This window comes from Streptococcus parasanguinis (genome assembly GCF_001578955.1).
In the GTDB taxonomy this organism is placed as follows: Bacteria; Bacillota; Bacilli; order Lactobacillales; family Streptococcaceae; genus Streptococcus; species Streptococcus parasanguinis_U.
In genome coordinates, this window is the sequence record NZ_KQ969690.1 from 248,488 (window position 1) to 260,868 (window position 12,381).

11 protein-coding genes are annotated in these 12,381 nt (G+C 42.2%); all 11 read left to right on the forward strand.

What is annotated here, in order from left to right:
- A partial coding sequence (locus tag SPADD19_RS05035; protein ID WP_164905846.1) for a ZmpA/ZmpB/ZmpC family metallo-endopeptidase occupies positions 1 to 4,627 on the forward strand: 4,627 nt, incomplete at its 5' end.
- Between the two features lie 228 nt (positions 4,628 to 4,855).
- Complete coding sequence (locus tag SPADD19_RS05040) at positions 4,856 to 5,056, forward strand: F0F1 ATP synthase subunit C (RefSeq protein WP_003006433.1); 201 nt, start codon at positions 4,856 to 4,858, stop codon at positions 5,054 to 5,056.
- Positions 5,057 to 5,089: 33 nt separating this feature from the next.
- A complete protein-coding gene (gene atpB, locus SPADD19_RS05045) occupies positions 5,090 to 5,803 on the forward strand; it encodes a F0F1 ATP synthase subunit A (RefSeq protein WP_004219958.1) in 714 nt (237 codons plus the stop codon).
- A gap of 19 nt (positions 5,804 to 5,822) precedes the next feature.
- The gene (atpF, locus tag SPADD19_RS05050; RefSeq protein WP_004219970.1) at positions 5,823 to 6,317 is read left to right on the forward strand and encodes a F0F1 ATP synthase subunit B; all 495 of its coding nucleotides are present in this window, start codon (positions 5,823 to 5,825) and stop codon (positions 6,315 to 6,317) included.
- A complete protein-coding gene (locus SPADD19_RS05055) occupies positions 6,317 to 6,853 on the forward strand; it encodes a F0F1 ATP synthase subunit delta (RefSeq protein WP_061455429.1) in 537 nt (178 codons plus the stop codon). Before atpF ends, SPADD19_RS05055 begins: the two co-directional genes overlap by 1 nt.
- 15 nt (positions 6,854 to 6,868) lie before the next feature.
- Complete coding sequence (gene atpA / locus SPADD19_RS05060; RefSeq protein WP_003006447.1) at positions 6,869 to 8,374, forward strand: F0F1 ATP synthase subunit alpha; 1,506 nt, start codon at positions 6,869 to 6,871, stop codon at positions 8,372 to 8,374.
- A gap of 15 nt (positions 8,375 to 8,389) precedes the next feature.
- A complete protein-coding gene (locus SPADD19_RS05065; RefSeq protein ID WP_003017744.1) occupies positions 8,390 to 9,271 on the forward strand; it encodes a F0F1 ATP synthase subunit gamma in 882 nt (293 codons plus the stop codon).
- 85 nt (positions 9,272 to 9,356) lie between these two features.
- Positions 9,357 to 10,763 carry a F0F1 ATP synthase subunit beta gene (gene atpD / locus SPADD19_RS05070; protein WP_013903321.1) on the forward strand — a complete coding sequence of 469 codons (1,407 nt, stop codon included), beginning with the start codon at positions 9,357 to 9,359 and terminating at the stop codon, positions 10,761 to 10,763.
- Between the two features lie 13 nt (positions 10,764 to 10,776).
- Positions 10,777 to 11,196 (forward strand): F0F1 ATP synthase subunit epsilon, encoded by a 420-nt coding sequence (locus SPADD19_RS05075; RefSeq protein WP_049486330.1) that lies wholly within the window; start codon positions 10,777 to 10,779, stop codon positions 11,194 to 11,196.
- Between the two features lie 98 nt (positions 11,197 to 11,294).
- Positions 11,295 to 11,525 carry a DUF1146 family protein gene (locus SPADD19_RS05080; RefSeq protein WP_013903322.1) on the forward strand — a complete coding sequence of 77 codons (231 nt, stop codon included), beginning with the start codon at positions 11,295 to 11,297 and terminating at the stop codon, positions 11,523 to 11,525.
- Between the two features lie 66 nt (positions 11,526 to 11,591).
- On the forward strand, positions 11,592 to 12,381 hold a 790-nt coding region (locus tag SPADD19_RS12585; protein WP_241496474.1), incomplete at its 3' end, for a UDP-N-acetylglucosamine 1-carboxyvinyltransferase.

Genomic DNA, 12,381 nt, shown 5'->3' on the forward strand with positions numbered 1-12,381 from the left:
GGAAGCCAAGGGAACACAGGAAGAAGGCCATGTCGGCGAAGCTCCTATTCAACCGGAGAACCCAACCTATCAAGTTACGGAAGGGACGGTAACAGAGACAGAAACGGTAATCCTTCCATATGAAACAGAGTATGTAACGGACGCCAATCGTTACACCGATGAAGAAAGCCTCCTTCAAAAAGGAGAGGCTGGTAGCCAGGAGATTCGTCGTGTTTATAAGACGGTTAATGGTGAGAAGATTGGAGAGCCTCTCAGTACGACCACTGAAACGGTCAAAGCTCCTGTGACAGAAAAAATTAGTCGTGGGACCAAGGCGATTGAAGGCCAAAAAGAGGAAGTTGCTTTTGAAGAAATTCCATTTAAGACGGTAACCGAACAAGATGCCACCTTGCTAAAAGGAACTGAAAGGGTTTCTCAAGCCGGTAAGAATGGGAAGAAGAAAATCACCAAGGTCTACAAGACCATCAAGGGAGTTAAAACGGCGGATGCCCCAACGGTTACGGAGGAAGTAGTTGAACAAGCTCAAGATCGGATCATTCAAAAAGGGACCAAAGAACTTGACAAGCCAACCTTGACTTTGACCCAGGTCGATAAGGAAGAATTGAAGCGCAGTGCTAAAGCTACTTATCGTTTGGAAAAACCAGATGGTGTGACCATCAAGTCCATCCAGGCTGTATTGAAGAAGGGTGATCAAGTTGTGAAAACTTTCGCCCTTTCAGAGACGGACTTAGCAGCTGCCCTAGCGGACTTAGACTACTACAAGGATTATACGCTCGCAACGACTATGGTCTATGACCGTGGAAATGGGGATGAAGAAGAAGTTCTCAAGGAAGAACCTCTGAGAATTGATCTTAAAAAAGTTGAAATCAAAAACATCAAGGAAACCAGTCTGATTAGCGTGGATGACCAAGGTCTTGAAACAGATAGCAGCCTCTTGTCTGAAACACCATTAGATGTGAAGCCTTACTACTTAAAGGTCACCACCCACGATAATAAGGTCACAAAACTGGCCGTTGATAAAATAGAAGAAGTGACGGTAGATGGCACGACCCTCTACAAAGTAACAGCCAAAGCTCCTGATCTTATCCAACGGACTGCGGACAGCCAGTTTAGTGAGGACTATATCCACTATATTGCAAAACCCAAAGCACATGAAGGTGATGTCTACTACAATTTCAACGAACTTATAAAAGCCATGCAAGCCAATCCGACTGGTACCTTTAAACTGGGTAGCAATATGAATGCGGCCAATGTCCAGCCAGCAGGAAAATCCTATGTAACCAATGCCTTCAAGGGAATTTTGGAAAGTACGGATGGAAATAAATTTGCCATTCATAATATTACCAGACCATTGTTTGGAAACATCGAAGGTGGTTCGGTTAAGAATCTCTTGCTTGAAAATGTTGCGATTGACTTACCTGGAGTTGATCGAGTGGCTCCAATTGCCAATGTTATTAAAAACAATGCAACTGTCGAGAATGTTAAAGTAACAGGAAGTGTTGTCGGGAACAATGACGTAGCAGGGATCATCAATAAAATTGATGGCAGTGGGAAGGTCAGCAATGTTGCCTTTATCGGTAAATTGCACGCTGCTGGTAACAAAGGTGGCTATCTAGCGGGTGTTGTTGGCGAGAACTGGAAAGGTGTTGTTGAAAAAGCTTATGTTGATGCTGAAATCACTGGGAACAAAGCCAAAGCTGCAGGTTTAGTTTATTCCTCTCAAAATGGAGCAAATAACCATACAGTAGGTAAAGAAGGAGTCCTTAGAAATTCAGTTGCTAAAGGCTCGATTGAACTGAAAGAAGCGGTCCAATCTGGTGGCTTACTAGGGACCAACTGGGCCTTGGGGGCTATTGAAGACAACATCACCATGATGAAAGTCAAAACTGGTGAGATGGTCTTCGGACACTCAGATATCGATGCAGTTGATTACTTCACCTATTCAAGAACCAAGCGCAATTACAGCGTGGAAGGCGTGAGTGAAGGTAAGAAAACCTATAACAACTCTCGTAAAATCTCTAGCATTTCCCTTGCAGAAGCTGAGCAGAAAATTGAAGCAATGGGGATTACTGCTGATAAATTTGAAAGCACGAAACCTGTTGAAGATAAACTCAATAACCTTGTTAACAAAGACGATCAATACAAGGCAATCACTGCTTATGATGCGACTCGTGAGATAGCTTACCGCAATATTGCTAAACTGCAACCATTCTACAACAAAGAGTGGATTGTCGATCAAGGAAATAAATTGGCTGCGACTAGTCCTCTCTTGACCAAGGAAGTCTTGTCTGTGACGGCCATGAAGGGTAATGATTTTGTAACAGAACTGGCGGATGCCGACCACATTCTGATCCATTACTCGGATAAGACAAAAGATATCTTTAGCATTTCACCGAAAGAGTCTAAAGTCAAACAAGTCAAAGAGTACAGCGTAGCGGAGCTCGGTGAAGTTGTCTACACGACGAATATGGTGGATAAGGACCGGAGCGATCTCATTCATGCGATCGTTGAAAAATTAAGCTCTGTAGAATTACAATCAGATCCTATCTACACACACTTAGGTCGAACAGGTCCTAACAAAGTCAATGCCATTAAGAACCTTTACCTCGAGGAGAGCTTCCAAGAAGTCAAGGACAATCTGACTCACTTTGTAAAACAACTGGTTGAAAACCAAGATCATCAATTAAATACAGATGAGGCTGCCAAACGAGCGCTCATTAAGAAGATTGAGGACAACAAGGCTGCTGTTCTTTTGGGGCTTTCTTACCTCAATCGCTATTACGGAGTGAAGTTCGATGATGTCAATCTTAAGCAGCTCATGTTGTTCAAGCCAGACTTCTATGGGAAGAATGTCGATGTTTTAGACCGCTTGATTGAAATTGGCTCAAAAGAAGACTACATCAAAGGGACTCGTACCCACGATGCTTTCCGGGAAGTCGTTGCTAAATCGACTCTTTCTGGGAACCTAAATGACTTCCTGAAGTACAATATGGAGCTCTTCACAAAAGAGACAGACTTGAATGATTGGTTCATCAAAGCAACTAAAGACAATGTCTATATTGTGGAGCCTGAGACGACCAATCCAGCGTTCGCATCTGCTAAGCATAGAGCCTATGAGGGCTTAAACAATGATGTTCACGGTAAAATGATCTTGCCACTCTTGAACTTAAAAGATGCCCATATGTTCTTGATTTCAACCTACAATACATTGGCTTATAGTTCCTTCGAGAAATATGGTAAGAATACGGAAGCGGAACGAAATGCCTTCAAGGCGGAAATTGATAAAGTCGCTAAAGGGCAACAAAATTATCTGGATTTCTGGTCACGTCTCGCAACGGATAAGGTTCGCAATCAGCTCCTGAAGAGCAACAATATGGTGCCGACCCCTGTCCTTGATAACCAAAACTATAAGGGCATCAGTACAGATCGTTATGGACATACAAATAGTGGCAAAGATGTCGCTCCAATTCGTGAATTGTATGGTCCAACCGATCGTTACCATGCGACAGATTGGCGCATGGGGGCTGTGGCGCGAATTTATGGAAATCCATATAAAGATGACTCTGTCTTCTTCATGGTGACCGATATGATCAGTGACTTTGGCGTTTCTGCCTTCACGCACGAAACGACGCACGTCAATGACCGTATGGTTTACTTAGGTGGTTGGAGACACCGCGAAGGAACAGATATTGAAGCCTTTGCCCAAGGAATGCTCCAAACACCATCTGTATCCAATCCAAATGGGGAATACAAAGCCTTAGGGCTCAACATGGCCTATGAACGTCCTAACGATGGCAATCAATGGTACAATACCAATCCAAACGATCTTCAATCACGTGATGAGATTGATCGCTACATGAAAGGTTATAACGATACGCTCATGCTTCTGGATTATCTTGAAGGAGAAGCTGTATTGGACAAACATAGTAAGGACTTAAACAATGCTTGGTTCAAGAAGGTTGATAAACAATACCGAGGAGCTAACACCAAGAATCAATTCGATAAGGTTCGAGCTTTGAGTGATGAGGAAAAAGCGATTGCTTTAAACACAGTAGATGACCTCATCACCAACAACTTCATGACCAATCGTGGTCCTGGAAATGGCGTCTATAATCCGTCTGACTTTGGTTCAGCCTATGTGACTGTGCCGATGATGACAGGTATCTATGGTGGGAACACTAGTGAAGGGGCTCCTGGAGCCATGTCCTTCAAACACAATACCTTCAGAATTTGGGGCTATTATGGCTATGAAAAAGGATTCCTGGGTTATGCTTCAAACAAGTATAAACAAGAGTCTAAACAAGCTGGACTTGCCACTCTAGGAGATGACTTCGTCATTCAGAAGATTTCTGATGGAAGATTCAGTACCCTTGAAGATTGGAAGAAAGCTTACTTCAATGAAGTGGTAACCAGTGCCAAAAATGGAATGCAGGCTATTGACATCGATGGGAAGACATACAATAGCTATGAAGACTTGAAACGTGCATTTGCTGAAGCAGTGGATAAAGATAAGGCTACTCTAAGTAACGGTTCTGTCAAATTTGACAATACGGTTGCACTGAAAGAAAAAGTCTTTAAGAAATTGCTGCAACAAACAGACAGTTTCAAAACGTCTATCTTTAAATAATCGAATTCTCTCATCTGCTGAGCAGGTGAGAGTTTTTTAGAAGAAAAAATGAATAGAGGTGGACAAAGTGTCTAAAAATTAAAAGGAATCAATCGTAGGTCGGAAAAATTATCATATTAAAAAAATAACGTAATTTAACAAAAACGCTTTCTTTTCTAGGAAATATTTGACTATTATATCTTTTAGGAGTAAACTAAGGAGGTAAAATTTATAAAAGGAGAATTCATCATGAATTTAACATTTTTAGGTCTTTGTTTAGCCTGCTTTGGTGTATCACTGGCAGAAGGTTTGATGATGAGCAGCCTATTGAAATCTGCGTCTCGTCAACCAGAAATTATTGGTCAATTGCGTAGCCTCTTGATTCTTGGTGTTGCCTTTGTCGAAGGTACTTTCTTCGTAACCTTGGTTATGGCCTTCATTATCAAATAAGCACTTCTATTTTAGAAAAGGAGGTGTCAAAACTTGGAAGAAAGTATCACTCCAACGATAACTCTTGGACCTGTAACTTTTAATTTGACCCTACTTGCTATGACCTTGATTGCTGTTTTGGTGGTTTTTGGCTTTATTTATTGGGCCAGCCGTAAAATGACGATCCGACCAAAGGGCAAACAAAATGTGCTGGAATACGCATATGACTTTGTCGTAGGCTTCACCAAAGGAAATATTGGGGAACATTATATAAAGGACTATTCCTTGTTCTTGTTTGTTCTTTTCCTATTTCTTTTAGTGGCCAATAACATTGGATTGATGGCTAAAATCGAAACGACCAATGGTTACAATTTGTGGACATCACCAACCGCTAACCTGGGTTATGACTTTGCCTTTTCATTTTTGATCACCTTAATCGCCCATGTAGAAGGAATTCGCCGACGTGGTGTGAAGGAATATTTAAAGGCTTTTGTGACACCTGGATTTATGACCCCCATGAATATTTTGGAAGAATTAACGAACTTTGCCTCCTTGGCACTTCGGATCTTCGGAAATATCTTTGCGGGTGAGGTATTAGCAAGCTTGCTCGTGAACTTATCACACCAAGCTTTCTATTGGTATCCATTTGCCTTTATTGGTAGCATGGCATGGACTGCATTTTCAATTTTTATTTCATGTATCCAAGCCTATGTGTTTACCATGTTGTCATCAATCTATATTGGTAAGAAAATTAATGGTGAAGAGTAAGTAGAGGAGGAGTAGAAGAATGCATGTATCAATGAGTGAAATTATTGGTAACTTTATTCTCATTGCTGGTTCCTTCCTATTATTAATCTTTTTAATAAAGAAATTTGCATGGAACAATATCAATGGAATTTTAGAAGCGCGTGCCAAAAAGATTACAGATGATATTGATGGAGCAGAATCAGCTCGTCAAAAAGCTGAGGAACTAGCAAGTAAACGTGAAGAAGAGTTGGCAGGTAGCCGCAAAGAAGCTGCGTCTATTGTCGAAAATGCAAAGGAAACTGCAGAAAAGAACAAATCTCAGATCCTTTCAGAAGCCACTCAAGAAGCAGTACGTTTGAAAGAAAAAGCGCAACAAGAAATTGCGCATAACAAAGAAGAAGCATTGAACAGTATCAAAGGCGATGTGGCAGATCTCACTGTCAATCTTGCCAGCAAATTGTTGAGTCAACAGCTGGATGCTGAAGGTCAACGCCAACTGATCGATCGCTATCTTGATGAATTAGGAGAAGCCTAATGGACAAAAAGCAACTGATGGTGATTGAGAAATATACCCAGCCTTTTGTTCAATTGGTCTTTGAAAAAGGAGAACAAGATCTTGTCTTTGAAAAATTGACCCAAATCAAGGGCATTTTTGAGGAGACTGGACTTGCTAACTTCTTAGCTCATATCGGTGTAGAGGATGAAGAGAAAGCAAAAAGTCTAAGACTTTTTCAACCCTCTGATTCACAATTACTCGACCATTTGATTAAAGTGGTTATTCTCAATCATCGTGAAGCCTTATTTTATGACATTGTAACGATTTGTTTGGATCAGATTCAACTGTTGAGCAACGCATTTGTCGTCACTGTTACGACAGTTGCTGGTTTGGATCCTGTTCAAGAGCAAAAGCTAGTACCCATTATCGAAAGAAAATTTGGGATTCAAGTTCGCTCGATCCAACAAAAGATCGATCCAGATTTAATTGGTGGCTTTGTCGTGACAGCCAATCATAAAACATTGGATACCAGTCTCAAACACCAATTGCAAGTTATAAAATCTAAATTGAAATAGAAAGTGGTGTGAATTTTGGCGATTAACGCACAAGAAATCAGCGCTTTAATTAAGCAACAAATTGAAAATTTCAAGCCAAACTTTGACGTCACTGAGACAGGTGTTGTAACCTACATTGGTGACGGGATTGCCCGCGCTCATGGGCTTGAAAATGCCATGAGTGGTGAGTTGTTGATCTTTGAAAATGGCTCATACGGGATGGCCCAAAACTTAGAAACAACGGATGTCGGGATCATCATCTTGGGTGATTTTACGGATATTCGTGAAGGAGACTCTGTCCGTCGTACAGGTAAAATCATGGAAGTCCCTGCAGGGGATGCCTTGATTGGTCGTGTTGTCAACCCACTTGGCCAACCAGTAGATGGTTTGGGTGAGATTGTGACAGATAAATTCCGTCCAGTTGAAACACCAGCTCCTGGTGTTATGCAACGGAAATCTGTCTCAGAACCCCTACAAACTGGTTTGAAAGCTATTGATGCCCTTGTTCCAATCGGACGCGGTCAACGGGAATTGATCATCGGGGACCGTCAAACAGGGAAAACTTCGATTGCCATCGATACCATCTTGAACCAAAAGGGTCAAGATATGATCTGTATCTATGTGGCGATTGGTCAAAAAGAATCAACAGTTCGTACGCAAGTAGAAACTCTCCGTAAATACGGAGCTATGGATTATACGATTGTGGTAACCGCTTCGGCTTCTCAACCGTCTCCATTGCTTTATTTGGCACCTTATGCTGGGGTTGCTATGGCAGAAGAGTTCATGTATAACGGTAAACATGTTTTGATCGTCTATGATGATTTGTCAAAACAAGCCGTAGCCTACCGTGAATTGTCCCTTCTTCTCCGTCGTCCACCAGGACGTGAAGCTTTCCCAGGGGATGTCTTCTATCTCCACAGCCGTTTGTTGGAACGTTCAGCGAAAGTTTCGGATGAATTGGGTGGGGGCTCTATTACAGCTCTTCCAATCATTGAAACCCAAGCAGGAGATATTTCTGCTTATATCGCAACTAACGTGATTTCGATCACAGACGGACAAATCTTCTTGCAAGATAGTTTGTTCAATGCTGGTATTCGTCCAGCCATTGATGCGGGTTCTTCTGTATCTCGTGTAGGGGGAGCTGCCCAAATCAAGGCTATGAAGAAAGTTGCAGGTACCCTTCGTATCGACCTTGCTTCCTACCGTGAATTGGAAGCCTTCACGAAATTTGGTAGTGACTTGGATGCTGCGACTCAAGCGAAATTGAACCGTGGTCGCCGAACAGTTGAAGTCTTGAAACAACCCGTTCATGAACCATTGACAGTTGAAAAACAAGTCGTGATCTTGTATGCCTTGACTCATGGTTTCTTAGATAGTGTTCCAGTAGACGACATTCTTCGTTTCCAAGAAGAGTTGTTTGATTACTTTGAAGCACATTATAATCAAATCTTTGAGACGATTCGTTCAACACATGATCTTCCAGCAGAAGAAGAACTGGATGCAGCCCTTACAGAATTTGTCAACCAGTCAAATTTCAAATAGAAATAGGAGTGGAAGATGGCAGTTTCATTAAATGATATAAAAAATAAAATTGCATCCACTAAAAATACTAGTCAAATTACCAATGCCATGCAGATGGTGTCTGCTGCTAAACTCGGAAAATCTGAGCAAGCAGCCAAGGATTTTCAGGTTTATGCCGCTAAGGTACGTAAGTTATTAACAGACTTGCTCCATGGACATGAAACAGAAAATGCTAAGTCCCATCCCATGTTGGTGAGTCGGCCGGTAAAAAAGACAGCTTATATCGTCATTACATCCGATCGTGGTTTGGTCGGAGGCTACAATGCCTCCATCCTTAAAACCATGATGGAAATGAAGGCAGAATACCATCCAACTGGAGATGACTTTGAAGTGATCTGTATTGGAAGTGTCGGTGCGGATTTCTTCCGTGCCCGTGGGATTCAGCCGGTTTATGAATTGCGTGGTTTGCCTGATCAACCTAGCTTTAAGGAAGTTCGTACGATCATTTCGAAAACAGTCCAAATGTATCAGGAAGGCTTGTTTGATGAGTTGTACGTCTGTTACAACCACCACGTCAACAGTTTGACGAGTCAAATGCGGGTGGAACAAATGCTTCCAATTATTGATTTGGACCCAAATGAAGCGGATGAGGACTATGTATTGAATCTAGAATTGGAATCTAGTCGAGATGCCATTTTGGATCAATTGCTTCCTCAATTTGCTGAAAGCATGATCTATGGTGCCATTATTGATGCTAAAACAGCTGAAAATGCTGCTGGGATGATGGCCATGCAAACTGCAACAGACAATGCCAAGAAAGTCATTGATGAATTAACGATTCAATACAACCGTGCTCGTCAAGCAGCGATTACACAAGAAATTACCGAAATCGTTGCGGGTGCTAGCGCCCTTGAATAGTTGTCGGATACAATTTTAAATACAAAAACAGATGCTTGAAAGAGAACTTTTGAGCAGTAGAAATTACTTAGAATAGGAGAATGACATGAGTTTAGGCAAAATTTCTCAGGTCGTAGGTCCCGTCGTAGACGTTGCCTTTTCCGTTGGAGATAAACTTCCTGAGATCAATAATGCGCTTGTAGTCTATAAAAATGACCAACAAAAATCAAAAGTCGTTCTTGAAGTAGCTTTGGAACTTGGTGATGGGGTCGTACGGACCATTGCCATGGAATCAACTGATGGTTTAACACGTGGAATGGAAGTCTTGGACACTGGTCGTCCAATCTCTGTTCCTGTCGGAAAAGAAACCTTGGGACGTGTCTTCAATGTTCTTGGAGATACCATTGACTTGGATCAACCTTTTGCTGAGGATGCTCCTCGTGACTCCATCCACAAAAAAGCTCCATCCTTTGACGAGCTCTCTACTTCAGAAGAAATTCTTGAAACAGGGATCAAGGTTATTGACCTCTTAGCCCCTTATTTGAAAGGTGGGAAGGTCGGACTCTTCGGTGGTGCCGGAGTTGGGAAGACCGTCTTGATTCAAGAATTAATCCATAATATTGCCCAAGAACACGGTGGGATTTCTGTATTTACCGGTGTTGGGGAACGGACACGTGAAGGGAATGACCTTTACTGGGAAATGAAAGAATCTGGCGTTATTGAAAAAACAGCCATGGTCTTTGGACAAATGAATGAGCCACCTGGAGCACGGATGCGTGTTGCTTTGACTGGTTTGACCATTGCGGAATACTTCCGTGATGTCGAAGGTCAGGACGTTCTCTTGTTTATCGACAATATCTTCCGTTTCACCCAAGCCGGATCTGAAGTATCAGCCCTTTTGGGACGGATGCCATCAGCCGTTGGTTACCAACCTACTTTGGCAACTGAAATGGGGCAATTGCAAGAACGGATTACGTCAACCAAGAAAGGTTCTGTTACATCCATCCAAGCCATCTATGTGCCAGCCGATGACTATACAGACCCAGCGCCAGCAACCGCCTTTGCCCACTTGGATTCAACAACCAACTTGGAACGTAAATTGGTACAATTGGGGATCTACCCTGCGGTGGACCCATTGGCATCAAGCTCACGTGCCCTTTCTCCAGAAATCGTAGGAGAAGAACACTATGCAGTAGCATCTGAGGTCAAACGTGTCCTTCAGCGTTACCATGAATTGCAAGATATCATTGCTATCTTGGGGATGGATGAATTGTCTGACGAAGAAAAGACCTTGGTTGCTCGTGCTCGCCGGATCCAATTCTTCTTGTCACAAAACTTCAACGTTGCGGAACAATTTACCGGTCAACCTGGTTCATACGTACCTGTTGCAGAAACTGTTCGTGGTTTTAAAGAAATCTTGGACGGAAAATATGACCATCTTCCTGAAGATGCCTTCCGTGGTGTTGGATCGATCGAAGATGTGATTGCCAAAGCTGAAAAAATGGGATTCTAAGAAGAGGTGAAAGATGAGTCAAATGAACGTCCAAATCGTTACACCGGATGGACTGGTTTATGATCATCATGCCGCATTTGTATCTGTCAAGACAATTGATGGTGAATTAGGGATTTTACCTCATCATATCAATACCATTGCGGTTTTGGCTGTAGACCAAGTAAAGGTTCGTCGTGTCGACGATGACAAACATATTGATTGGATTGCAGTCAATGGGGGGATTATCGAAGTAGCAGGTAATCTCATTACCATTGTTGCCGATTCTGCCGAACGTGCTCGAGATATCGACATTAGTCGTGCAGAACGTGCCAAACTGCGAGCTGAAAAAGCGATTGAAGAAGCCAAAGATCAGCATTCGGTTGATATGGAACGTCGTGCTAAAATTGCTCTTCAACGCGCCATTAACCGGATTAATGTCGGAAATCGTTTATAACATATTAAAAAATAAGGTAGAGGTCTTGTCCTCGCCTTATTTTTGTTGAGTGAGAATCAAAAGAAGAATGTGAGAATCAAATATGGTATAATAGCTGTATGATCCAAATGATTTTTAACTTTTCAAGCCATTTATTGTTTATCTTTTTTGCCTATTACCTATTGTTGAACCTAGTTCAATGGGAAAAGTTTTTAAAAGTAAGTACTGAAAATGCTGTTAAAATCCGTTTTTTGATCTTGATGCTCAGCATTGGAATCGGCTATCTAGCCAGCTCATTTTTTATCAGCGTGTATGAGATGAGTCGGCAGATTTTTATTGGCCAATTCTAGCCACATTTTATCAAAAATATGGTATGATAGAAGTCGTGACTTTAAGAAATTGGAGAACAATCCTGTATGGAAAAAATAATCGTTAATGGTGGAAATAATCGACTAGTTGGAACTGTCAAAATCGAAGGAGCAAAAAACGCTGTCCTTCCGCTTCTTGCTGCAACAGTCCTTGCAAGTGAGGGCGTGACGACCTTAAAAAACGTCCCTGTTTTATCAGATGTCTTCACAATGAACAATGTCGTTCGTGGCTTGAATGCACAAGTGACCTTCAATGAAGAAGAAAATACGGTTGTCGTAGATGCGCAAGAAAAATTATCAGAGGAAGCGCCTTATAAGTATGTGAGCAAGATGCGGGCCTCTATCGTTGTCTTGGGTCCTGTCTTGGCACGCAATGGCCATGCCAAGGTTTCCATGCCTGGAGGCTGTACGATCGGTAGTCGTCCAATAGACCTCCATCTCAAAGGTCTGGAAGCCATGGGGGCTGAAATTACCCAAACAGCTGGCTATATTGAAGCAAAAGCAGATCGTCTCAAGGGAGCACATATCTATATGGACTTCCCATCAGTAGGTGCGACACAAAATATTATGATGGCCGCAACCTTGGCAGATGGAGTCACTGTGATTGAAAATGCAGCTCGGGAACCTGAAATTGTTGACCTAGCTCTCTTGCTGAATAAAATGGGAACTAACGTCAAGGGGGCAGGAACTGAGACTTTGACTATTGTCGGTGTTGAGAAGTTGCATGGTGCAGACCACAATGTTGTGCAAGACCGCATCGAAGCTGGAACCTTTATGATTGGGGCAGCCATGACTGGTGGAGATGTCTTGATCGAAGATGCCATTTGGGAACACAACC